The sequence below is a fragment of the Exiguobacterium sp. FSL W8-0210 genome (assembly GCF_038006045.1).
GTDB lineage: Bacteria > Bacillota > Bacilli > Exiguobacteriales > Exiguobacteriaceae > Exiguobacterium_A.
The window spans coordinates 2,448,025-2,470,800 of the sequence record NZ_JBBOUK010000001.1 but is presented as its reverse complement, the minus strand read 5'-3'; the positions used below and the strand labels follow the sequence as shown (position 1 = coordinate 2,470,800).

The following is a 22,776-nucleotide window of genomic DNA, read 5'->3' as shown; positions in this document are numbered from 1 at the left end:
CACATGGAATTAGCAGAAATTCGCAACACCGCCGAGTGGATGGAAAAGAAACTCGACGAATATAAGGCATCACTCGACCTCGAGTCGAAGATTGCCCGGATCGAAGAACTTGAAAACGAGATGACGTACCCAGACTTCTGGAACAACCAGGAATCGGCACAAAAAGTCATCGATGAGTCGAACGGCTTAAAAGCGATGGTCGACAAATACAAAGAACTCGAAGCAGGTCACGAAAACGTTGCTTTGACGTACGAATTGATCAAGGAAGAGCCGGATGCGGATCTTCAAGAAGAGCTCGAGTCAGAACTTGGCGACCTTAAGAAGAAGTTCGAAGACTTCGAACTACAAATCCTCTTGAACGGCGAGTATGACGCAAACAACGCAATCCTCGAGTTACACCCAGGTGCGGGTGGTACCGAGTCACAAGACTGGGCATCAATGTTACTGCGTATGTACCAACGTTTCTGCGACAAGCAGGGTTGGAAAGTCGAAACGATGGACTACCAACCGGGTGATGAAGCAGGTGTCAAATCGGTCACGCTCCGTATTCAAGGGCACAATGCCTATGGATACTTAAAAGCCGAAAAAGGGATCCATCGTCTTGTCCGGATTTCACCGTTTGACTCGTCAGGCCGTCGTCATACATCATTCGTCTCGTGTGACGTCATGCCAGAATTCAACGATGACATCGACATCGAAGTCCGCACGGAAGACTTGCGGATCGATACGTACCGTGCTTCTGGTGCCGGTGGTCAGCACATCAATACGACGGACTCCGCTGTCCGGATCACCCACGTTCCGACAGGCGTCGTCGTCTCCTGTCAACAAGAACGGTCGCAGATCAAAAACCGTGAAGCGGCGATGAAGATGTTGAAAGCGAAACTCTACCAACGCGAAATCGAAGAGCAACAAAAGAAACTCGACGAGATCCGTGGTGAAAAATCGGATATCGCATGGGGTAGCCAAATCCGTTCGTACGTCTTCCACCCATACAGCATGGTCAAGGATCACCGGACGAACTATGAAGTCGGGAATACGCAAGGAGCAATGGATGGTGACATCATGGGCTTCATCGATGCGTACCTCCGTCTCATGAATATGTAAGACAACCAACCAGTCGGACGATGTTCGACTGGTTTTTTGACCGTCAAAGGGGGAACAGTCATGCAGGAGCAAAGTCGGATCAACAAACAAGCGTGGGAGTACCGGGCGTATGAATTTTGGGAGAAACGCGACGGAACACCGGCGGAATATGCTGCGATCATCAAACAAGATCCCGCCGCATGTTTGAAGAAACATCGTCATCATTTCGAAGAAGTCGCCGGGAAGACGATCGCGAACATCTGTGGTTCGAACGGACGCAAGGCGGTGCCGTTAGCGTTACTCGGGGCGGACGTCACGGTGTTTGATATCTCAGAGGAGAATGCCAAGTATGCGCTTGAACTGGCGCACCATGCTGAGACATCAATCCACTATGTCGTCGGCGATCTTTATGCGATCGATCTTGAACGATATCGTGATACGTTTGATCTCCTTTACTTAGAAGGTGGCATTTTGCATTATTTTGCTGATCTCGAGCGTTTTCTGCAGATTCTGTTTACAATCTTGCGACCCGGTGGACAGTTGATCCTCAGTGATTTTCACCCGGTCGGACGCTGGATTGATGCGGATTTGACGTATCGACCGTGTTATTTCGATCAAGCGTTACAAGCGGGTGATTTGGCGTACAAGACGCACTTTACGGACTCGGAACAAACCGATTTTCCGGACGTCTCCGTCCGTTATTTTACGCTGAGCGAGATCTTAAACGGCGTCATCGCGACACGTTTCACATTAGAACGGTTCGACGAGCATCGTGGCTGGAACGGTGAGAATATCCCGTCCGAGTTCACGCTTTTCGCAACGAAACCACTCGAAGGGAGCAACAGCTAATGATTATTCGTAAAGAAGGCTTCAAGGACGCAACGGGAATCCGGCTCGTCCATGAAGCGGCATTCGAACAACCAAACGAAGCGAATCTCGTTGATGCGTTACGCGAGGAGGAAGCCGCGCAACCAGTCTTCGGTCGCGTCGCCGTGACTGATAAAGGAGAAATCGTTGGTCATGTCCTGTTGAGCCGGATCCATATCGATGACATCCCATCGCTTGCCTTAGCGCCGGTCGGTGTCCTGCCCGCTTGGCAGCGAAAGGGTATCGGCTCTGAATTAATCCGTCAAGTGATCGAGGATGCGCGTGACGCCGGGGAATCACACATCGTCGTCCTCGGTCACGACAGCTATTATCCACAGTTCGGCTTTGGACGGGCGATTGACTACGGTATCAAGCCGCCGTTCCCCGTTCCGCCGGAGGTCTTTCTCGTTCTTGCACTCGAACGGAATGGATTACGTGGCGTTAGCGGTATCGTTCGCTACAGTCCAGCCTTTAGTGCGGTATAAAGGGAACACTGTGAGTTGTTCCGCCTGTCTAGTCGTTGTCTGACTTTTCCGCTAAAATGAAACACGAGAATCAATTGATAAGGGGAAATGGAATGTCATGACATCGACACGTCAGGAAGTCGTGCGCGATTATGCGTATTTGTTAATCGGGTCCTTGTTCGTCGCAAGTGCCTTTAGTTTATTTTTAGCACCGAACCAACTCGCCTCGGGAGGGGTCAGTGGCTTATCGATCGTCTTGAACGATTTGTTCGGAATCTCGCCAGGATTGTTCCAACTCGTCGCGAACGTCGTCTTGCTTGCGATCGGTTGGATGATCCTCGGGATGGGCTTTGGGGTCAAATCACTCGTCGGGTCGATCTTCTTACCGGTCGTCATCCTCGTATATGAGCGGTTCGATGTTCCGGCTGCGACGATGAATCCGATGCTTGCTGCAATCTTCGGTGGTGCCGGGGTCGGAATCGGACTCGGTCTGATCTTCAGGGGACGAGCGTCGACCGGGGGAATGGATTTGATTGCGCAAATCTTGCATCGCTTCACGAAGTTGCCGCTCCATCTCTGTATTGCCTTGCTCGACGGAACGATCGTCATCAGTGCGGCGACGATCTTCTCGCTCGAGATCGGATTGTATGCGCTCGTCGCCTTGTTCATCACGATCAAGATGATCGACGTCGTCCAGCTCGGGATCACGAACGACAAGCTCGCCTATATCATCTCTGATCAGCGGGAGGCGTTAGTGAAGGAAATCTTCGAGACGCTCGATCGTGGGGCGACGGAGATCGAGGCAGCAGGTGCGTTCACACGAACACGGAAACCGATGCTGATGGTCGTCGTCCGTCAAGGGGAGATCACGACGCTCAAAGAGATCGTCAAACACATCGACCCGTCAGCGTTTCTCGTCGTCAGTGAAGCCCATGAAGTACTGGGACTTGGTTTTACGGACGACAAACGCTACCGGAATGTGCCGTAATTGTTCCGTACTCGTGAAGTTTTTGTGAAATCACGCTTAACTCTTCCGGATAACGGTTATACTCTAACTAGGTCAGAAGCGTTTACTTAGATACTTACAGAGGGGGATATCCGGATGAAGCTGAAAAACTTGTTACTCGCGTTAGGATTAGGGACGACACTTGCGCTCGCAGCATGTGGTGGTAGTGACGATTCAAGCTCTAGCGATTCGTCAAGCACGAAGGAAGAGTCGACGATGAACGATGATTCGTCGAAGACGGAAACAGCTGTTGATGCGGAAAAAATTTTCGCGAACAACTGTGCATCGTGTCACGGGAACAACCTTGAAGGAAATGTCGGACCGAACCTGACGAAGGTCGGCTCGAAGTATTCTTCAGAAGAAATCCAGGAAATCATCAAAAACGGGAAAGGGCAAATGCCTGCTGGAATCCTCAAAGAGGATGAAGAAATCGTTGCCGTTGCTGACTGGCTCGCGGAGAAAAAGTAATTATGGGATATGATGGGGTACGAGATGACACACACGACATGTGTTCGTCATTCGTGCCTCTTTTTTGTGGTATAATCGCCTGAAATGACATTTGATTGTAATGTGCGTTCAATTTTGTCCCTGTTATAATGGTGGTCGGTAGGTTTTTGGACCTATCCATTCAGCATCAGTAAATAAGTAAGGATGTGAAGTACGTGATCAAGATGCAACGAATCAGTAAGATTTATCCGAACGGCGTCACGGCACTCCGTGAGGTCGATTTGACGATCAATCAAGGCGAATTCGTCTATATCGTCGGTCCGTCGGGTGCGGGTAAATCAACATTCATGAAAATGATGTACCGCGAAGAGAAACCAACGAGCGGTTCATTTTTATTTAAAGGAATCGAAGTCGGTAAGCTGAAGAATCGTCAAATCCCCGAACTTCGTCGCCAAATCGGCGTCATCTTCCAAGATTTCAAACTACTCCCGTCATTGACGGTTTATGAAAATGTCGCCTTCGCGCTAGAAGTCGTAGGAGAAGACAAATCACAAATTCGGAAGAAAGTCCTCGAGGTCCTCGATCTCGTAAAGCTCAAACATAAAGAGCGTAACTATCCGGACGAATTATCTGGGGGCGAACAACAACGGATCTCGATCGCGAGAGCCATCGTCAATCGTCCGTCACTCGTCATCGCCGATGAGCCGACTGGGAACCTGGACCCGGATACAGCATGGGAGATCATGGAAGTATTCGAAGAAATTTATCGCCGTGGGACAACGGTCGTAATGGCGACACACAACCGAGACATCGTTAACAAGATGCGTCATCGTGTCTTAGCGATCGACGGAGGAAAAATCGTCCGAGACGAAGAGAAAGGAATGTACGGCTATGAAGTTTAATGGATTCCGTCATTTACGGGAAGGGGCAAAAGGTCTCGTCCGGAACGGCTGGATGACATTCGCTTCTGTCAGTGCTGTTACCGTCACTTTACTTCTCGTAGGAATATTCGCAATGCTCATGTTCAACGTCAACAAGATTTCCGATAACGTCGAAAAAGACGTTGAAATTCAAGTGTTCGTCGAACGAGAAGCAGACCAGTCGAAGATTGATGCAGTGGGTGACTCCCTCAAGCAGATGCCGGGTGTCAACTCTGTTCGTTATAGTTCGAAAGAAGAAGAACTGGACCGCTTCAAGGAGCAACTTGGCGAAGGCTCACAAGCCTATCAGTCGGTTGAAAAGGATAATCCACTTCACGACCGATATATCGTCAAAGCTACCTCACCAAAAGAGACAGAAACACTTGCAAATTCCATCAAAAAAATGGAAAATGTAGATAGTGTCGAATATGGTAAGGACTATGTTAAAAAGATGTTTAACTTCCTTGAAGGAGTTCGGATCGGTGGAATCATCCTGATCGTCGGCTTGACATTCATGGCAATGTTCCTCATTTCGAACACAATCAAAGTCACGATCTTCTCCCGTCGCCGGGAAATCGAGATCATGCGCCTCGTCGGAGCGAAAAACGGATTCATCCGTGCACCGTTCTTCGTCGAAGGATTATTGATGGGCATATTAGGTGCCATCATCCCGATCGTCGTCGTCTACTTCGGTTACGAAGTCTCCTACAATGCGATCCAACCTCAACTGACCACTGTGAATGCGGGAATCTTCTCGCTGATTCCGCCAGGTGAACTGTCGGCACAAGTCGTCTTGATCCTGCTCGGACTCGGTGCATTCATCGGTGTATGGGGATCAACGACATCACTCGGTCGTTTCTTGAAGATTTAAATCAGTTACCCAAAAATAAAATAGAGGAGAGATGCTTCTCATGAAAGTCCGATTCTATTCTGCCGTCCTGAGCTTAGCTTTGATTGGAACTAGTGTGTCCGTTGATGCCACGTCGAAAGAAGATTTGCTGAAGGAACAACAGGAGGTCGAAAGCCGTCTGAAAGAGACGGAACGATCACAGAATCAGACATCAGAGAAGTTGATCTTGACGAAACAGGAGCGTAAGGAAGCCCGTGCGCAACTGAATGAAGTCAACAGCCGTTTGGATGATTTAGCGCTTAAGATAGCCGATCAACAAGCGGCTGTTGCTGCATCTAAAGAACAATTGCGTCTGACGGAAGCAGCGATTTCCGAGACGCTCAAGGAACTGCATCAACAAGAAGAGTTGCTTGGAAGCCGATTGCGTGCCGTCCAACAAAAAGGAGACGTCAAATACATCGAGGTCTTGCTCGACGCAAAAGACTTTGGTGATTTGATTTCGCGCTTCAGTACGGTCAGTGAGATCATCAAACAAGATGATCATGTCTTACAAGCTTACAAGGGGAACGTCAAACAACTGAGCGAACAACGGTCGGAACAAGCACTATTGCTTGAAAGCATGAAACGGGAACAACGGAAGTTGCTCGTGCTCCAGACACGAATCATTGCGGAATCTGAGCTCAAGCGAAAGCTCGTCGTCCAGTTGAACACGAAGGTCAAGGAACTGCAACAAGAGCAGTTCTCTAAAGCCGAGGAAGCAGAAATTCTCGCGGATCAGCGCCGTCTGATTCAAAACGAATTGATTGCCCTGCAAGAAGCCGAACGGAAAGCAAAAGAAGAAGCGAAACGGAAAGCGGAAGAAGTGGCGCGGGCAGCAGAAGCAAAACGTCAAGCGGAAGCGGCAGAAGCTGCTGAAGCTGCACGAGAGGAAGCGGCGCAGGAAAAGAAACAAGGAGAAGCACCGAAAGCAGAGACACCCAAAACAGAGACGTCGGTTCCTGAGACTGAGACGCCAAGTGCAACACCGGATACGAGTGTTGATGTCGACGTCAGTCGACCATTCCATTTACCAGTCAAAGGTTATGTGTCGTCACCATTTGGTCCGCGGAACAATCCATTGACAGGGAAACCGGAGTTGCATACGGGCATCGATCTCGTCAATGCGAAAGGAACCCCGATTCATGCGGCAGCTGGTGGGATCGTCCTCCGTGCTGGTAGTGCAACAGGTTACGGGAATGTCGTCATGGTGACGCATTTGATCGATGGACAGGTCTATACGACCGTCTATGCGCATCTTGACTCAATTAGTGTGTCGGCGGGGCAAACGGTCATGCCCGGTCAAACGGTCGGGACGCTTGGTTCAACCGGCTGGTCGACAGGACCGCATCTGCATTTCGAATTGCATAAGGGAGAGTGGGCGGTCGGACAACCGAATGCAGTAGACCCGGCACCGTACATCTTTTGACATCCCATAGAATACCGAAAAGATAGGGTAACCTATCTTTTTTTGCTATACTGAAAAAAATACTGCGTTTTTTAACGGAAGTGGGGAATCAAGCGTGAAAAAATCTACAACAGCAGTCATCGCGGTCAGTACCTTCGGGCTTGGTTTAGGGGCAGGCGCCGTCGGGATGCTAGCGGCTGGCGGAACGGATTCTGTCTCGACGTCATCGTCGTCGGCGAATGCGACGGGTGATTGGAAAAAAATCGACCAGGTCCGGCAGATGATCGAACAAAATTATCTAAAAGACGTGACAGATAAAGAGTTACTCGATGGTGCGTTATCTGGCATGACAGAAGTGCTTAACGATCCATATTCCGTTTATATGGATGAGTCGGAAACGGCATCGTTTAATACGAATCTGTCGTCTTCGTTTGAAGGGATCGGTGCGACGCTTGAACAAAAAGGTGAGTCGATCGTCATCGTCTCGCCGATCAAAGGATCACCTGCTGAAAAAGCTGGTATCAAACCAGGCGACGTCATCCTAGAAATCGATGGTAAGTCGACAAAAGGTCAAAAGACGGATCAAGCCGTTAAAAAAATTCGTGGTGAAAAAGGAACGAATGTCGTCCTGACGATTCAGCGTAGCGGACAAGACGCGATGGAGATCACGATTAAACGCGATACGATTCCAATCGAGACGGTCTATACGTCAACGGAGAATGTCAACGGCAAGAAGATTGGTGTCTTACAAGTAACACAGTTCTCGGAACCGACAGCAGAAGAGTTCGAGAAGGGGTTGACGAAACTCGAGAGTCAGAACATTGATGGACTCGTCATCGATGTGCGCGGAAATCCGGGTGGTCTTTTGACGGCTGTCTCGAAAATGATCGCTCCGTTCATTCCGAAAGACGTGCCGATTTATCAAGTCGAGAACAATAAAGGCGAGCGCCAGCAGGAATTCGGGAAGGCAGACGAGAAGAAACCATATAACATCGTCGTGCTCGAAGACGGCGGATCCGCTTCTGCGTCCGAGATCCTTGCAGCCGGACTGAAGGAAGGAGCTGGCGCCGAAGTCGTCGGTACGAAGTCGTTCGGTAAAGGCATCGTCCAAAGTGCGTATGATTTAAAGGACGGTAGTGATTTGAAGTTGACGACGAACAAATGGCTGACGCCGGACGGCAACTGGATCCACAAAAAAGGGGTCGAGCCAACGATCGAAGTCAAACAACCGGCGTACTTCAACGTTACGAAGATCCTGACTGATCAGAAGTCACTTGCAGTCGGTGATTATGGAAAATCAGTCGAGAACGCCCACCTTGTCCTCGAAGCGATCGGTTATGAGCCAAAAGGACAGGACGGCTATTTCGGTGACACGATGAAACAAGCTGTCGAGGCTTTGCAAAAGGACGCGAAACTTGACGTCACTGGAAAAATCGATCAGCAGACAGCGGGTGAGATGGAGACGCGTCTCCTGAAGAAACTCCAAGACGACAAAAATGACGTCCAGCGGAAAAAAGCACTCGAGGTCGCTGCACAATAATAAGGAATGGAAAGAGGTCTGAATGCGCGTGGAATTACTCGATGAAATTGGTTGGACCGCGATTAGTCTCATCGCCAGTCCGACCTTGTGGTTAGCACTCCTTGTCAGTTGGGTCATCGGCATCCGGCGTGTCAAACGGGAACGCGGACTGTTTCGCTCCCGGACACACGGTAAACGAAGCGATGTCCTCGAAACACTTTTACCTGGTCTACTCGTCGGTCTCGTCTTGTCCATCGTCAGCGGATGGCTCGGATTGACAGTGACACCGCAGTACTCTCTACTGTTGCTTGGACTTTCGAGCGTCTTGCTGTTGATTGGTGTCGTTCGTTTGAACCTGCCACTCTGGCCGATCGTCTTGCTTGGACTTGCCGGCTGGTTCCTAATGGATTCACGTCTTGATCCGGTTCGAACGGTTGAGCCGAAAATGATTTTATTGCTTGCGACGTTAACGCTCGTCGCGGAATGTCTCCTCGTCTGGTGGCGCGGAAAGCGACGCCTGTCACCGTCACTCGTCGTTTCGAAGCGTGGTCGCTTCATCGGTGGGCTGTCAGCGAATAAACTTTGGCTATTGCCTTTGCTCGTCTTTGTTCCGGGCGACGTGCTCGAGACGTGGTGGCCACGTTACAGCTTCCCGGAACTCGTTCCGGTCGTTCTCTGGTTACCGATCGGTTTCAGTTTCCTCTTCACGGGTAAGCTGCCGAAAGAATTGATGCGTCCGCTCGTTCAAGGACGTTTGATCACGAGTCTTGTTGCAGTTTTATTGACGGTTCTTGCGTACGTCACCGGTCAAGCTGAATGGCTCTACGGAATCGTCTTGTTGCTCGTCCTGCACATTTTGTTGCACCAGCGGGTCAAACGCTTGAACCGGGCGCAAACGCCGTTGTTCCTCAATGGAACGCGTGGTGCCGTTATCCTTGGAACGCTACCCGATAAACCGGCTGCTGAGATGGGCTTGATTCCAGGTGAAGCGATCTATAAGGTCAATGGTGAGAAGGTCGATTCGGAAGCATCGTTCTACGAAGCCATCCAAAAACACAAACCGTATCTGCGTCTTGAAGTCATGAACCATAACGGTGACATCCGGTTTGCGCAACGTGCCTTTTATGAACAAGATCATCATGAGCTCGGTATCCTCTTCGTCAACGAACCGGTCCACGGTCGGACGAAGGTACGCTCTTTGCATTAAACTAGTACATCCCTGTCACGGAACAGCCGTGACGGGGATTTTTTTGTCGGCAGAAAAATCGAAGATCAGCACTCGAAGCAAAAAGAAACTTTTGCATTTTCGAAAAAAGGGTAACTTCCTAAAAGGAGCACTTCATAATCGAATGTTTGTTCGTAAAGTGATACAATAGAAATAGATTTTTTAACGTGATGAGGGGGAAGCAAACGATGGATTTTGAACTCGTTTCACCATTTGAACCAGGCGGTGATCAACCGACGGCAATCGAAAAATTGGTGACTGGGCTAAAACAAGGCGAACGACATCAGACGTTGCTTGGGGCGACCGGTACCGGGAAGACGTTCACGGTCTCGAACGTCATCAAGGAAATCAAGAAACCGACGCTCGTCCTTGCCCACAACAAAACACTAGCGGGACAACTCTACTCGGAGTTCAAGGAATTCTTCCCGAACAATGCGGTCGAATACTTCGTTAGTTTTTATGATTATTATCAACCGGAAGCGTACGTCCCATCGACGGATACGTTCATTGAGAAGGACTCTTCGATCAACGATGAGATCGATAAGTTGCGTCACTCGGCAACGTCCGCCTTGTTCGAACGGGAAGACGTCTTGATCGTCGCGTCCGTTTCGTGTATCTATGGTCTCGGTAACCCGGAAGAGTACAACAACCACGTTTTGTCACTGCGTGTCGGCAATGAGATGGGGCGAAACGAGATGCTTCGTCGTCTAATCGACATTCAGTATGAGCGTAACGACATCGACTTCCAGCGCGGACGGTTCCGCGTCCGCGGAGACGTCGTCGAAATCTTCCCGGCGTCACGCGACGAACAGTGTGTCCGGGTCGAGTTCTTCGGTGACGAGATTGAACGGATCCGTGACATGGATCCGCTGACAGGTGAGATCGTCGCGGACCGCGAGCACATCTCGATCTTCCCGGCGTCCCACTTCGTGACGGGGGATACCCGTCTACAGAAAGCGATCGCGAACATCGAGAAGGAACTGGAAGAGCAGCTTGCGAAGTTACGTGAAGACAATCAGTTGCTTGAAGCGCAACGGCTCGAACAACGGACGAACTACGATCTTGAGATGATGCGGGAGATGGGCTATTGTTCCGGAATCGAGAACTACTCGCGTCACTTGAACTTGATGCCGGAAGGGGCAACACCGTATACATTGCTCGATTACTTCCCGAAGGACTTTTTACTCGTTGCCGATGAGTCACACGTCACATTGCCACAAATTCGCGGGATGTATAACGGGGACCAGGCACGGAAACAAGTCCTCGTCGATCACGGTTTCCGTCTTCCGTCGGCAAAAGACAACCGTCCGTTACGGTTCGAGGAGTTTGAGGAAAAAGTCAGTCAGGCGATTTATATCTCGGCGACACCAGGACCGTATGAACTCGAACATTCAAAAGAGATGGTCGAGCAAATCATCCGTCCGACCGGTCTTGTTGATCCAACGATCGAGATCCATCCGATCACAGGACAAATCGATTACTTGATGGATAACATCCGTGACCGGGTCGCGAAGAACGAACGTGTTCTCGTGACGACACTGACGAAGAAGATGGCAGAAGATTTGACCGATTACTTGAAAGAGAATGGTGTCAAGGTCAACTACATGCACTCGGAGATCAAGACGCTGGAACGGATTGAAATCATCCGTGACTTACGACTCGGGAAATACGATGTCCTCGTCGGGATCAACTTGTTACGAGAAGGACTGGATATTCCGGAAGTCTCACTCGTGACGATTCTTGATGCCGATAAGGAAGGGTTCCTCCGGTCGGACCGTTCGCTGATTCAAACGATTGGTCGGGCGGCGCGAAACTCGGAAGGACACGTCATCTTGTTTGCCGATAAAGTCACCGATTCGATGCAACGGGCGATCGATGAGACGGAACGTCGTCGCGCGATCCAGATGGCGTTCAACGAAGAACATGGCATCACACCGCAGACGATCAAAAAAGACGTTCGTGGTGTCATCAGTACGACGATCGAGAGCGACGACACCGTCGAAAAACTCGAGAAGTTCAACAAACTCAAAAAACCGGAGCGCGAAACGTTGCTTGAGCAGCTCGACCAGGAGATGCGTCAAGCGGCGAAAGACATGCAGTTCGAAAGAGCTGCTGAGCTCCGCGACCTCATATTAGAATTGAAAGCAGGTGCCTAAGTTGGGAGAAAAGAAGAATCAGATTATCATCAAAGGCGCTCGCGTCAATAATCTACAAAACATCGATGTCGAAATCCCTCGCGATCAGCTCGTCGTCTTGACGGGCTTGTCCGGGTCAGGGAAATCATCGCTTGCCTTCGACACGATTTACGCGGAAGGACAACGACGTTATGTCGAAAGTTTATCTGCCTATGCCCGTCAGTTCCTCGGACAGATGGATAAACCGGATGTCGACACGATCGAAGGGCTGAGTCCAGCAATTTCAATCGACCAGAAGACGACTAGTAAAAACCCACGTTCGACGGTCGGAACGGTCACAGAAATCTATGATTATCTGCGTCTATTGTACGCACGAATTGGTAAACCGATTTGTCCGAATCACGGAATCGAGATTTCGAGCCAGACAATCAGTCAGATGGTCGACCAAGTGATGGAGTTACCGGAGCGGACTCGTCTGCAAATCCTCGCGCCAATCGTTTCCGGACGAAAAGGAACGCACGTCAAGGTGCTCGACGATTTGAAGAAGGAAGGCTTCGTCCGCGTCCGTGTCAACGGAGAGACGATGGATCTCGCCGAAGAGATCACGCTTGAGAAAAACAAGAAACACTCGATCGAAGTCGTCGTCGACCGTGTCGTCGTGCGACCAGATGTCGAAGCCCGTCTTGCGGACTCACTTGAGACTGCACTTCGCCTCGCGGATGGTCGGGTCATCGTCGATACGATGGACGGCAACGAATTGTTGTTCAGTGAACATCATGCTTGTCCAATTTGTGGCTTCTCAATCGGCGAACTCGAACCACGGATGTTCTCGTTCAACTCACCGTTTGGTGCTTGTACATCATGTGATGGTCTCGGAACGAAGCTTGAGGTCGATGTTGATCTCGTCGTGCCGCATCCTGATAAGTCATTGAACGAAGGCGCAATCGTGGCGTGGGAACCAACGAGCTCGCAGTATTATCCACAATTACTCAAAGCGGTCTGTGACCACTTCAAGATCGATATGGATACACCGTTCGAACAATTGTCAGAAGAACATCGCGAAACGATCTTGAACGGAAACACGAAGGAAGAGATCCACTTCCGTTATGAGAATGACTTTGGGATGGTCCGAAATACGAACCTCTACTTCGAAGGGGTCCTCAATAACTTACAACGTCGTTTCAAGGAGACGTCGTCTGATTATATTCGGGAACAGATGGAAGGCTACATGGCGAAGAAAGCATGTCCGACGTGTAAAGGACACCGCTTGAAACGGGAATCGCTCGCCGTCAAAGTATCTGACCACCATATCGGTGAAGTGACGAAGATGTCTGTCAAACAAGCGGTCATGTTCTTCGACGAACTACCGGAGAAATTAAGTGAGAAGGATAAGACGATTTCGCGGATGATCGTCCGTGAGATTCACGAACGGGCGTCGTTCCTTGAGAACGTCGGTCTCGATTACCTGACGATCTCACGCGCAGCGGGGACATTGTCCGGTGGGGAAGCGCAACGGATTCGTCTTGCGACACAAATCGGTTCGCGTCTAACGGGCGTCCTCTACGTTCTCGATGAACCATCGATCGGGTTACACCAACGTGATAATGATCGTCTGATCAATACGCTGAAGGCGATGCGTGATCTCGGCAACACGTTGATCGTCGTCGAACACGATGAAGACACGATGATGGCAGCCGACTACTTGATCGATATCGGACCTGGTGCCGGCGATCACGGTGGATTCGTCACGGCAGCCGGGAAACCGGAAGAGTTGATGCAGGATGCGAACTCGTTGACTGGTCAATACTTGTCCGGGAAGAAGTTCATTCCTGTTCCATCAACACGCAAAGAGCCAGACGGTCGGATGCTCCATATCCACAAAGCATCGGAAAACAACTTGAAGAATGTCGATGTCGATATTCCGCTTGGTCTGTTCGTCGCCGTCACCGGTGTCTCGGGCTCCGGGAAATCGACGTTGATCAATGAAATTCTCTATAAGACGATCGCGCACGAGATGAACCGGGCGAAAGAAAAACCGGGTGCTCATAAAGGGATCACCGGTCTGGATCAAATCGACAAGGTCATCGACATCGACCAATCGCCGATCGGTCGGACACCACGTTCGAACCCAGCAACGTATACCGGTGTCTTCGATGACATCCGTGACGTCTTTGCTTCGACGAACGAAGCGAAACTCCGTGGTTACAAAAAAGGACGCTTCAGTTTCAACATCAAGGGTGGACGTTGTGAAGCGTGTCGCGGTGACGGAATCATCAAAATCGAGATGCACTTCTTACCGGACGTCTATGTTCCGTGTGAAGTCTGTCACGGGAAACGCTACAACCGCGAAACACTCGAAGTGAAATATAAAGGCAAAACGATTGCCGACGTGCTTGAGATGACGGTTGAAGATGCCCTTGCTTTCTTCGAGAACATTCCGAAGATCACGCGTAAATTACAGACGATCGCTGACGTCGGTCTGACGTACATGCGTCTCGGTCAACCCGCGACGGAACTGTCCGGCGGGGAAGCGCAACGTGTTAAACTCGCGTCCGAGTTGCATAAGCGCTCGACTGGGAAGACGATCTACATTCTCGATGAGCCGACGACAGGACTCCACGTCCACGATATCGCGCGTCTCCTGAAAGTCTTACAACGTCTCGTCGACAATGGTGATACAGTTCTCGTCATCGAACACAATTTAGATGTCATCAAGACGGCAGACTACTTGATTGATCTCGGACCAGAAGGGGGTGACGGTGGCGGAACGATCGTTGCTGCCGGGACACCGGAACAGATCGCTGAAGTTAAAGCATCCTACACGGGACGATACCTCGCTCCGGTCCTTGAACGCGATGCGGCACGAATTGAATCGTGAAACTTTTGTGGATGAGGATTCGTAGGAAGGAACTAAGGGAACTTAAACGAAAGTATCATGTAACACACGTTTGAGGTTCAAGAATAGGAGGGAACGGTTCATGAAGCAAGATATGCGTCAATTGATATTGGAGCAAGTCAAAGAAGGAAAGTTAACGATTGATGAGGCACTCGATAAACTCGAGCGGCTCGAAGCGATCGACGAACGTGCAACTTCTGCCAGTGAACATAAGTACGTCGATGAACCAGAACAATATGATCGGGTCGACCAGTATTCCGTCGATTCGCTGACGACGAAAGTCATGTCAGCGTTCGATAATCTCGTCAGCCGGATCAAGGACAGTGATCTTTCGCTTAATCAGGCGTCCGGTCCGAACGTCACCTACGTCAAACAATTCCCGTTCAGCGGTGAGACGGTTCACGTCGATCTGTTCAATGCGAACTTGGTCGTCGAACCGAGTGATCTTGAAGAATGCGAATTGACGGTGACAGGACGTCCACTCCGCCGCCAACAGGTGACGGAAGAACAGGCACTTGAGCAACTCCAAGCTGCCGTCCAACACGCGGTCTCAGCGAACACACTCTCAATCCGCTTGAAGGATAAGAGTGTCCGTGCGACAGTCCATCTGAAAGTACCACGCCGTCATTACGAATCATTCGTCTTACAGACGTTGAACGGGGAAATTTCGTTGACGTCGCTCGATACGACATCCGCTCAACTGATGACAGCAAACGGTCGAGTCAACGTCCGTGATCTGTTCAGTGAGGATGTCAAAGTATCGACAGCGAACGGTTCGATCGAAATCGAAGAGTCGGAGTTGAAAGTCTTGAAAGCGAAGACAGCCAACGGACAAATCATCACGACAGGTGTCTTCGAACGTTCAGAACTGAAAACGGCGAACGGAAACGTCCGTTGCGAGCTGAAGACCGTGCAAAACGCGAAGGTCAAAGCGTCATCGCTTGCTGGAAGCATCGCCTTGATGTTGCCGCATGGTGCTGAAGTGTACGGGGAGCTTGAGACGAACTTCGGTGGTCTCAACTGCAACCTCGATGACATGGAATTAATCCGGGATCAAAAAGAGATCGTCAACCGGAAGCTCCATTTCATATCAGGTCGCGGTCGCTCACCAAAAATCGAGGTTGAAGCCGATACGAAGACAGGTACAATTTCGGTCACGCATGGTGTTCACCTCAGCCCACAAGCGTTATAAGCATACGAGCGCAACTTCTTGAAAAAGAGGTTGCGCTTTTCTTATGACGTCGCATCCGCTTTGCGTGCTTTCCTCAGGCGAGACACAAGCCGCGGCTACGTCGTTCTAGGAACGAGTAGCCGGGTCTCGTTTGTCTCTGACAGCGCGGATGTCCGCGCTTTTTCCTGTAGGAGTCACGCGAGCGGGGCTTCGTCAGCTGCATAGACAAAAACACCCATCCTCACTGAAAAGGATGGGTGTAGCCTACATCAATAATCGTAATCCTGATCCATCATCGGCTCGTCGAAGTTCATGTTCTCGATATTATTCATATCGTAACCGAACGAGAGTAAGGCAATGACACCGATGATTGCAAGAACGATCGAAACGAGAATCAGACCGATTCCGAGCCAACTCTTTCCGCGTGCGCGATTCCAATAGAAGATGATCGCGAGGACGTAGGAAATGAATGAACCACTGATGAAGATTCCGATGATCGAGATGATGAAGAATAAGAGGGCAGTTTGATCTTGGTTACGCGAATACGCTTTCCACATATCAATCAGTGAGATAATGAGATAGACGAAACCAGCAATCGCTAGAACCGCAAATAAGATAATGACTAAAATCAATCCGATACCACCGCCTGACATCACGGCAAAACCTCCTTCAAAATATTAACTCTTTATTCCATTCCCAAGAAATCATGCTTCTAATCCAATTCCATGAATCGAATAAAAATATGGTACAATACTTCAAGTGAAAGGGGCTGACGAAGCGTGCAACCAAAAGTGCGAACAGCTGAAATCGTAAAACAATTCAATCTCCACATCGTCACGGGAGAAGAGGGCTTACATCGTCCGATTCTGACGGCTGATTTGTGCCGACCTGGCCTTGTGCTTGCCGGTTATTATGCCTATTACCCGGCAGAACGTCTCCAGATTCTCGGAAAAACAGAATTGACGTTCTTCAATAATTTAACGTACGAGGAACAACGCGAACGAGCGAATGTCCTCTGTACGGATGAAACACCTGGTATCTTGATCACACGTGGATTTGAAGTACCGGAAGCGATCATCCAAGCCGCAGACGAGACGAACGTGCCACTGTTGACGACAAAAGGGCATACGACATCGGTCGAGTCACAGATCACGAACTTCCTCGAAGCGGAACTTGCGCCAACGACAGCGATGCATGGTGTCCTCGTCGATATCTATGGTGTCGGTGTCTTCATCAAAGGGGCAAGTGGTGTCGGTAAATCGGAAACGGCACTCGAACTCGTTAAGCGAGGTCACCGCCTAGTGGCAGATGACTCAGTTGAGATTCGTCAAACTGGTGACGGGATTCTCGTTGGGACAGCACCGAAGTTGATTCAACATCTGCTTGAGATTCGTGGAATCGGGATCATCGATGTGATGACGTTGTTCGGTGCAGGTGCGGTTCGCTCGCATAAGAAGATCAGCCTCGTCTGTAACCTCGAGATTTGGGATCAATCGAAAGTCTATGACCGCGTCGGTCTGGATCAAGAGACACTCCAAATCATCGATACGGAAATTCCGTTCCTGACGATTCCTGTTCGTCCCGGACGAAACCTTGCTGTCATCATCGAAGTCGCAGCGATGAACTATCGTCTGAAGAACATGGGCATCAACACAGCAGAAGAATTCGCGGGACGTCTCGCGCAAGCAATTGAAGATGGGAATGGTGGTCTTTGATGGGAACTTTAGCCTCTGTACAACCGACGTTTGACCGCGTGGCGATTGAACTCGGTCCTGTACCGATTTACTGGTACGGCATCGTCATCGCACTCGGTGCGGTCGTTGGTCTCCTGATTGCGATCTTCGAGTCGAAGCGGATCGGCTTCAACGAAGAGTACGCGGTCGATGTCGTCATCTGGTCGATTCCGATCAGTATCATCTGTGCCCGGATTTACTACGTCGCGTTCGAGTGGAACTACTATAGTCAACATCTTGACCAAATCATCAACATCCGCCAAGGTGGAATCGCGATTCACGGTGCGATCATCGGGGCGATTTTGACGGTCATCATCTATACGCGTAAGAAAAAGATCTCTTTCTGGCAAATCGCCGATATCTTGGCACCGTCGCTCTTGTTCGGACAAGCCGTCGGACGTTGGGGTAACTTCTTCAACCAAGAAGCACACGGTGGCGAGACGACATGGTCGTACTTACAAGATACGCTGCACTTACCGAACTGGATCGTTAATCAGATGTACATTGATGGAACATACTATTTACCGACGTTCCTCTATGAAAGCATCTGGAACATCATCGGTGTCATTCTGTTGATCGTCTGGCGGATGAAGTTCAATCCACGCCGTGGGTATGTCTTCCTCGGTTACCTCGTGTGGTACTCGATCGGACGCTACTATATCGAAGGACTCCGGACGGACAGTCTATTGATGGGAGATGGACTCCGGACGGCGCAAATCGTCTCAATCTGTTTGATCATCTTCGGTGTGATCATGATGGTCGTTCGCCGCAACGCCGTTCGTTACTTGGACGGTTCGAAAAAGGAGGCGAAGTAATCGATGATTCGCACGCTACTATTTGATTTAGATGGAACGTTGATCGACACGAATCCGTTGATCTTAAAAAGCTTCGAGCATACGCTCAGTTACTATTATCCGGATCGGACGTTCACGGAAGCGGAACTGCTTCCGTTCATCGGTCCGACGCTAGAAAAATCATTTTCAGCGATGAATGCGGAACAGTGGAAAGAGATGGTCGCTTTTTACCGTAGCTACAACATCGCGATGCATGACGCGCTCGTGCTCGAGTATCCAGGTGTGCTTGACGGATTACGTCGTCTGCATGAAGCAGGCTACAAGATGGCGGTCGTGACGTCGAAGAGTCGTCGTGTCGCCCTCCGCGGTATCGAGTTGTTCGGATTGACGTCACTCTTTGACGCGGTCATCGCAGCCGACGACGTAACGGAAGAAAAACCAGCCGTCGAGCCGTTCGAAAAAGCGATGCAGTTGCTTGGATCAACAGCAGACGAAACGATCATGGTCGGTGACAATGATACGGATATTCTTGGTGGCAAAAACGCGGGACTGAAGACGGTCGCGGTCGGTTGGGCGATCAAAGGTCGCGCGTACTTAGAAGCCCTCGAGCCGGACGTCATCATTGATTCGATGGATCATCTTGCGGCTTGGCTGGAGGAACAAAATGGCACGGCGAACTGATAGGTTTCAGGTCGGCACGACGAATCCACTCTGGCACATGTACCGTACGGTGTCGTTCTTTAAAGTGATGTGGTGCTTTACGATCATCGCGATCGGGCGGTTCGCTCCGTCGCTACGTTTTAAGAACGCACTCTACCGGACATGTCTTCGGATGAAGATCGGGGAGAAGACGGCACTTGCCTTGATGGTGATGCCAGACACGATGTTCCCGGAGCGAATCACGATTGGTGACAATACGATCATCGGCTTCAATACGACGATTCTCTGTCATGAATATTTGACGACGGAGTATCGTTTAGGTGACGTCGTCATCGGAAGTAATGTTTTGATCGGTGCGAACGTGACGATCCTACCGGGCGTAACGATCGGAGATGGTGCCGTCGTTGGTGCCGGATCAATCGTTCACCGAGACATTGCACCGAACGAACGGGTCTCGAGTCAGCCGCTTCGCCGGCACGAAATGTGACAAAACTGTGAGAAGGAAGAAGGAAAAAAGATGACGCACATCCGCTTTACGTATAAGACAGGAAAGTATTTCGGAAGATTATTCGCCGAACGTCCACAAGGTCTCGTCGTTGAGGTGTTGGCTGTTGAGAAGCATCCCGTTCAAGGAGATCTTCACCAACCGAACCAAGTCGATGTTCCACTCTTCCATATCCGGACCGCCTTGCATAAGCACGAAAAGATCACGGTTTCGCCCGCAGTCGTTTATGCGTATGACGGAGAGATTCCGGATTATGCGACGAGCTTACGGCAGGCATATGACAAAGACGTGGCACGTCTTGAAGGACTGAATCCAGAGACGGATGCTTTTGTACGAAAATGCTTAGAGAATTACAAAGAACTGGAATCGATTTATGCAAAACGCTGGGGATGAACTCCGGCGTTTTTTTCTGTTGCATGCCTCCTAGAGATAGGGTATTCTTGTGTCTGCAACTACGAAACCAGTTTACTATTTATGGGGGCTTGAATCATGATGGAATTAACCAAATACAAAGCAGACCCCTTTGCGATAACAGCGCGCCAAGCGGAACTTTTTTATTTCCGCGGACGGAAGGCGCACCGGGAAGGGCGACTGGACGAAGCCGTCTATCATTTAGATGAGGCGACGACGCTTCAGCCAGCGGACATCCGTTATTTGCTCCGTTATGCCCGTGTCTTATTCGAGACAGGAGAAATCAATCATGCGAATGATGTCTTGAAACAAGTACGCGCACTCGACGCATCAAATACGGAAGCACTCTTTTATTTAGCGAATAACTACGCACACGTCTCACTTTATGAAGAAGCGCGACAACATGCGATGGAATATTTAGAGCAAGCACCAAACGGCAAACACGCGGAGGCATCGGCCGCACTCGTGGAACTGATTGATCTCGAACAAGAGATGGAAGACGACGAAGAGGATGAATTGATTCGTCTGCACGGTCAGGCACAACGCCAGATCGATAAAGGAATGCTGTTCGCGGCACAGGAGACGCTGACTGGACTGATTGCCCAGTACCCGACGTTCTGGCCTGCCTACAACAACCTTGCGATCGTCGAGTTCTATTTAGGAGAGAACGATCAGGCATTCGCTTCCCTCGAACGGGTCCTTGAAGGGAATCCGGGGAATTTGCATGCCCTCTGTAACACGCTCGTCTTGCTACACGAGATGGGACAGGACGAAGAGGCACATCGTCTCTCTCGTCAGCTCGAACACGTCCGTTCCGTGCACCTTGAGACACGTTATAAGGTCGCGTCGACGTTAGCGATCATCGGTCGATACGATATCGCCTATGAAGAGTTGAAGTTGCTCGAGCGTCGTGGATACCGGGGAGACCCACTCTTTGGTCACTGGTTATCGATCTCTGCCTATAAGACGGGACACGTCGAAGAAGCAGCGGCTTTCTTGAAGTCGGACGAAGCACAAGCGTTAAAGGAAGAGACGGATACGTATGACATCCGCCACAACCTGCAGTTTCGCTCGGCACTCATCCAAGCATTGAAGACGGAAGACGATGTCTCACGGATCTTCACGGCACTTCTTCTTGGTAAACTAAACGATGCTGAAGCACGGCTTGCATTGTCGATGATGCCAGAAGTGACAGATCAGGAAGACGTCCTGTTATTGACGGAACAGATTGTCATCGAGATGGAAGGACGGACTGATGTCGTGGATGAACGCATTCACCGGGCATTGCAGACGATCCGTCTTGCGGAACGATTCGTTTCAGATGAAGAACGGATGAGTCTCGAAGGTGATTTTTATGAACGCTTCGCACAGCTCGTCTTAAGTGGGGAGTCGTTCGATTCGATTGAAGCATCCGCTGCATCACTGCTTTATCTGTTCCATGATTTACGGGACGGGATGTTGATCGAGGAATGTGCATCACTCGTCGATTGTTCGTTCGATTACGTCGCATCGATGATTCGGACACATGAACGGATGCTGGCACCGCTACAAGCAAAGTGTTAGACGTTTAGGGGATTCTCACCTATACTCAAACTACAATGAAATTTAAAAATGGGGTGGAATCATGGCGGAAACAGAACAAAAAATTTATGACGTCATCATCATCGGGGCAGGACCTGCTGGGATGACAGCCGCACTTTATGCATCACGTGCGAACCTTTCGACATTGATGATCGAACGCGGGATTCCGGGCGGTCAGATGGCGAACACAGAAGATATCGAGAACTACCCAGGATACGATAGCATCCTCGGACCAGATCTCTCGCAAAAAATGTTCGACCACTCGAAAGCATTCGGCGCAGAATATGCGTACGGAGACGTTCGAAGCATCGAAGACGGTAAAGCATACAAAACGATTCATGCACACAACAAAGATTACTACGCACGGGCGATCATCATCGCGTCTGGTGCACAATATAAAAAAATCGGCGTACCGGGTGAAGAAGAGCTCGGCGGTCGCGGTGTCTCGTACTGTGCTGTCTGTGATGGCGCGTTCTTTAAAGAAAAAGAACTCTTCGTCATCGGTGGAGGCGACTCTGCGGTGGAAGAAGGCGTCTACTTGACACGGTTCGCGAAAAAAGTCACGATCGTACACCGTCGTGACGAGCTCCGCGCTCAAAAGATTCTTCAAAAACGTGCGTTTGACAACCCGAAAATCGACTTCATCTGGAACCATACGGTTAAACAGATCAACGAACAAGACGGGAAAGTCGGCGGCATTGAGCTGATCAATACAAAAACAGCTGACGTAACGACACATCCAATCGATGGTGTCTTCATCTACATTGGGATGAACCCGATCACTGGTTACGTCCAAGATCTCGGCATCTTGAACGACCAAGGCTACGTCGTGACGAACGAAGCGATGGAAACGAACATCAAAGGAATCTTTGCTGCTGGTGACGTGCGTGAAAAAACATTGCGCCAAGTCGTTACAGCAACGAACGATGGTTCGATCGCAGCACAAAATGCACAGCATTTCATTGAAGCGTTGCTTGAAGAATTACAAGAATCCTCACACGCATAATATCGAACCAGTTTCATTGAAGGAGACTTCAGTGAAGCTGGCTCTTTTTTTATGATATA

General features: G+C 50.0%; 21 protein-coding genes. 20 read left to right on the top strand and 1 reads right to left on the bottom strand.

Features of this window, described 5'->3' with window-relative positions:
* Positions 1–3 precede the first annotated feature (3 nt).
* The 13 genes from prfB to MKY22_RS12850 all read left to right on the top strand — a co-directional run bounded on the left by prfB (position 4) and on the right by MKY22_RS12850 (position 16,048).
* Complete coding sequence (gene prfB, locus MKY22_RS12910) at positions 4–1,104, top strand: peptide chain release factor 2 (RefSeq protein ID WP_023469245.1); 1,101 nt, start codon at positions 4–6, stop codon at positions 1,102–1,104.
* 60 nt (positions 1,105–1,164) lie between these two features.
* Positions 1,165–1,932, top strand: coding sequence for a class I SAM-dependent methyltransferase (locus MKY22_RS12905; protein ID WP_341089009.1), 768 nt, complete (start codon positions 1,165–1,167; stop codon positions 1,930–1,932).
* The gene (locus MKY22_RS12900) at positions 1,932–2,435 is read left to right on the top strand and encodes a GNAT family N-acetyltransferase (protein WP_341089006.1); all 504 of its coding nucleotides are present in this window, start codon (positions 1,932–1,934) and stop codon (positions 2,433–2,435) included. The genes MKY22_RS12905 and MKY22_RS12900 overlap by 1 nt, the downstream gene beginning before the upstream one ends.
* 97 nt (positions 2,436–2,532) lie before the next feature.
* Positions 2,533–3,402 (top strand): YitT family protein, encoded by an 870-nt coding sequence (locus MKY22_RS12895; protein WP_023469242.1) that lies wholly within the window; start codon positions 2,533–2,535, stop codon positions 3,400–3,402.
* Between the two features lie 114 nt (positions 3,403–3,516).
* Complete coding sequence (cccB, locus tag MKY22_RS12890) at positions 3,517–3,888, top strand: cytochrome c551 (protein ID WP_208796364.1); 372 nt, start codon at positions 3,517–3,519, stop codon at positions 3,886–3,888.
* Positions 3,889–4,082: 194 nt separating this feature from the next.
* Positions 4,083–4,769 (top strand): cell division ATP-binding protein FtsE, encoded by a 687-nt coding sequence (gene ftsE / locus MKY22_RS12885; RefSeq protein WP_029342495.1) that lies wholly within the window; start codon positions 4,083–4,085, stop codon positions 4,767–4,769.
* A complete protein-coding gene (gene ftsX, locus MKY22_RS12880; RefSeq protein ID WP_064299412.1) occupies positions 4,759–5,658 on the top strand; it encodes a permease-like cell division protein FtsX in 900 nt (299 codons plus the stop codon). The genes ftsE and ftsX overlap by 11 nt, the downstream gene beginning before the upstream one ends.
* A gap of 40 nt (positions 5,659–5,698) precedes the next feature.
* Entirely contained in the window at positions 5,699–7,102 is a 1,404-nt protein-coding gene (locus tag MKY22_RS12875; RefSeq protein WP_290778918.1) for a M23 family metallopeptidase, read from the top strand.
* 94 nt (positions 7,103–7,196) lie between these two features.
* Complete coding sequence (locus MKY22_RS12870; RefSeq protein WP_290778921.1) at positions 7,197–8,621, top strand: S41 family peptidase; 1,425 nt, start codon at positions 7,197–7,199, stop codon at positions 8,619–8,621.
* Between the two features lie 22 nt (positions 8,622–8,643).
* Positions 8,644–9,807: a PDZ domain-containing protein gene (locus tag MKY22_RS12865; protein WP_341089001.1), complete on the top strand. Its 1,164-nt coding sequence runs from the start codon at positions 8,644–8,646 to the stop codon at positions 9,805–9,807.
* A 206-nt stretch (positions 9,808–10,013) separates the two neighbouring features.
* The gene (gene uvrB, locus MKY22_RS12860) at positions 10,014–11,981 is read left to right on the top strand and encodes an excinuclease ABC subunit UvrB (RefSeq protein WP_341089000.1); all 1,968 of its coding nucleotides are present in this window, start codon (positions 10,014–10,016) and stop codon (positions 11,979–11,981) included.
* Position 11,982: 1 nt separating this feature from the next.
* On the top strand, positions 11,983–14,838 hold the full coding sequence (gene uvrA / locus MKY22_RS12855) for an excinuclease ABC subunit UvrA (protein WP_290778930.1): 2,856 nt from the start codon (positions 11,983–11,985) through the stop codon (positions 14,836–14,838).
* Positions 14,839–14,938: 100 nt separating this feature from the next.
* Positions 14,939–16,048: a DUF4097 family beta strand repeat-containing protein gene (locus tag MKY22_RS12850; protein WP_341088999.1), complete on the top strand. Its 1,110-nt coding sequence runs from the start codon at positions 14,939–14,941 to the stop codon at positions 16,046–16,048.
* A 248-nt stretch (positions 16,049–16,296) separates the two neighbouring features.
* Here MKY22_RS12850 and MKY22_RS12845 read toward each other — a convergent pair whose 3' ends face one another.
* Positions 16,297–16,680 carry a hypothetical protein gene (locus MKY22_RS12845; protein ID WP_023469232.1) on the bottom strand — a complete coding sequence of 128 codons (384 nt, stop codon included), beginning with the start codon at positions 16,678–16,680 and terminating at the stop codon, positions 16,297–16,299.
* Positions 16,681–16,806: 126 nt separating this feature from the next.
* Here MKY22_RS12845 and hprK point away from each other — a divergent pair, with 126 nt between their 5' ends.
* The 7 genes from hprK (at position 16,807) to trxB (ending at position 22,717) form a co-directional block, all read left to right on the top strand.
* The gene (gene hprK / locus MKY22_RS12840; RefSeq protein ID WP_035396292.1) at positions 16,807–17,742 is read left to right on the top strand and encodes an HPr(Ser) kinase/phosphatase; all 936 of its coding nucleotides are present in this window, start codon (positions 16,807–16,809) and stop codon (positions 17,740–17,742) included.
* On the top strand, positions 17,742–18,575 hold the full coding sequence (gene lgt, locus MKY22_RS12835) for a prolipoprotein diacylglyceryl transferase (protein ID WP_214807646.1): 834 nt from the start codon (positions 17,742–17,744) through the stop codon (positions 18,573–18,575). Before hprK ends, lgt begins: the two co-directional genes overlap by 1 nt.
* A 3-nt stretch (positions 18,576–18,578) precedes the next feature.
* Positions 18,579–19,235 (top strand): pyrophosphatase PpaX, encoded by a 657-nt coding sequence (gene ppaX / locus MKY22_RS12830; RefSeq protein ID WP_058264666.1) that lies wholly within the window; start codon positions 18,579–18,581, stop codon positions 19,233–19,235.
* The gene (locus MKY22_RS12825; protein WP_341088998.1) at positions 19,219–19,701 is read left to right on the top strand and encodes an acyltransferase; all 483 of its coding nucleotides are present in this window, start codon (positions 19,219–19,221) and stop codon (positions 19,699–19,701) included. The genes ppaX and MKY22_RS12825 overlap by 17 nt, the downstream gene beginning before the upstream one ends.
* Positions 19,702–19,731: 30 nt before the next feature.
* Complete coding sequence (gene kapB, locus MKY22_RS12820; protein ID WP_023469227.1) at positions 19,732–20,112, top strand: sporulation phosphorelay system protein KapB; 381 nt, start codon at positions 19,732–19,734, stop codon at positions 20,110–20,112.
* A 96-nt stretch (positions 20,113–20,208) separates the two neighbouring features.
* Positions 20,209–21,693: a tetratricopeptide repeat protein gene (locus MKY22_RS12815; RefSeq protein WP_341088997.1), complete on the top strand. Its 1,485-nt coding sequence runs from the start codon at positions 20,209–20,211 to the stop codon at positions 21,691–21,693.
* A 61-nt stretch (positions 21,694–21,754) separates the two neighbouring features.
* Positions 21,755–22,717 carry a thioredoxin-disulfide reductase gene (gene trxB / locus MKY22_RS12810; protein ID WP_023469225.1) on the top strand — a complete coding sequence of 321 codons (963 nt, stop codon included), beginning with the start codon at positions 21,755–21,757 and terminating at the stop codon, positions 22,715–22,717.
* Positions 22,718–22,776: the final 59 nt, after the last annotated feature.

What these genes read in the sequence shown, in the direction of transcription:
- prfB (WP_023469245.1), top strand. Translation starts at nt 4, where the DNA reads ATGGAATTAGCAGAAATTCGCAACACCGCCGAGTGGATGGAAAAGAAA.
- MKY22_RS12905 (WP_341089009.1), top strand. Translation starts at nt 1,165, where the DNA reads ATGCAGGAGCAAAGTCGGATCAACAAACAAGCGTGGGAGTACCGGGCG.
- MKY22_RS12900 (WP_341089006.1), top strand. Translation starts at nt 1,932, where the DNA reads ATGATTATTCGTAAAGAAGGCTTCAAGGACGCAACGGGAATCCGGCTC.
- MKY22_RS12895 (WP_023469242.1), top strand. Translation starts at nt 2,533, where the DNA reads ATGACATCGACACGTCAGGAAGTCGTGCGCGATTATGCGTATTTGTTA.
- cccB (WP_208796364.1), top strand. Translation starts at nt 3,517, where the DNA reads ATGAAGCTGAAAAACTTGTTACTCGCGTTAGGATTAGGGACGACACTT.
- ftsX (WP_064299412.1), top strand. Translation starts at nt 4,759, where the DNA reads ATGAAGTTTAATGGATTCCGTCATTTACGGGAAGGGGCAAAAGGTCTC.
- MKY22_RS12875 (WP_290778918.1), top strand. Translation starts at nt 5,699, where the DNA reads ATGAAAGTCCGATTCTATTCTGCCGTCCTGAGCTTAGCTTTGATTGGA.
- MKY22_RS12865 (WP_341089001.1), top strand. Translation starts at nt 8,644, where the DNA reads ATGCGCGTGGAATTACTCGATGAAATTGGTTGGACCGCGATTAGTCTC.
- uvrB (WP_341089000.1), top strand. Translation starts at nt 10,014, where the DNA reads ATGGATTTTGAACTCGTTTCACCATTTGAACCAGGCGGTGATCAACCG.
- MKY22_RS12850 (WP_341088999.1), top strand. Translation starts at nt 14,939, where the DNA reads ATGAAGCAAGATATGCGTCAATTGATATTGGAGCAAGTCAAAGAAGGA.
- MKY22_RS12845 (WP_023469232.1), bottom strand. Translation starts at nt 16,680, where the DNA reads ATGTCAGGCGGTGGTATCGGATTGATTTTAGTCATTATCTTATTTGCG.
- lgt (WP_214807646.1), top strand. Translation starts at nt 17,742, where the DNA reads ATGGGAACTTTAGCCTCTGTACAACCGACGTTTGACCGCGTGGCGATT.
- ppaX (WP_058264666.1), top strand. Translation starts at nt 18,579, where the DNA reads ATGATTCGCACGCTACTATTTGATTTAGATGGAACGTTGATCGACACG.
- MKY22_RS12825 (WP_341088998.1), top strand. Translation starts at nt 19,219, where the DNA reads ATGGCACGGCGAACTGATAGGTTTCAGGTCGGCACGACGAATCCACTC.
- kapB (WP_023469227.1), top strand. Translation starts at nt 19,732, where the DNA reads ATGACGCACATCCGCTTTACGTATAAGACAGGAAAGTATTTCGGAAGA.
- MKY22_RS12815 (WP_341088997.1), top strand. Translation starts at nt 20,209, where the DNA reads ATGATGGAATTAACCAAATACAAAGCAGACCCCTTTGCGATAACAGCG.
- trxB (WP_023469225.1), top strand. Translation starts at nt 21,755, where the DNA reads ATGGCGGAAACAGAACAAAAAATTTATGACGTCATCATCATCGGGGCA.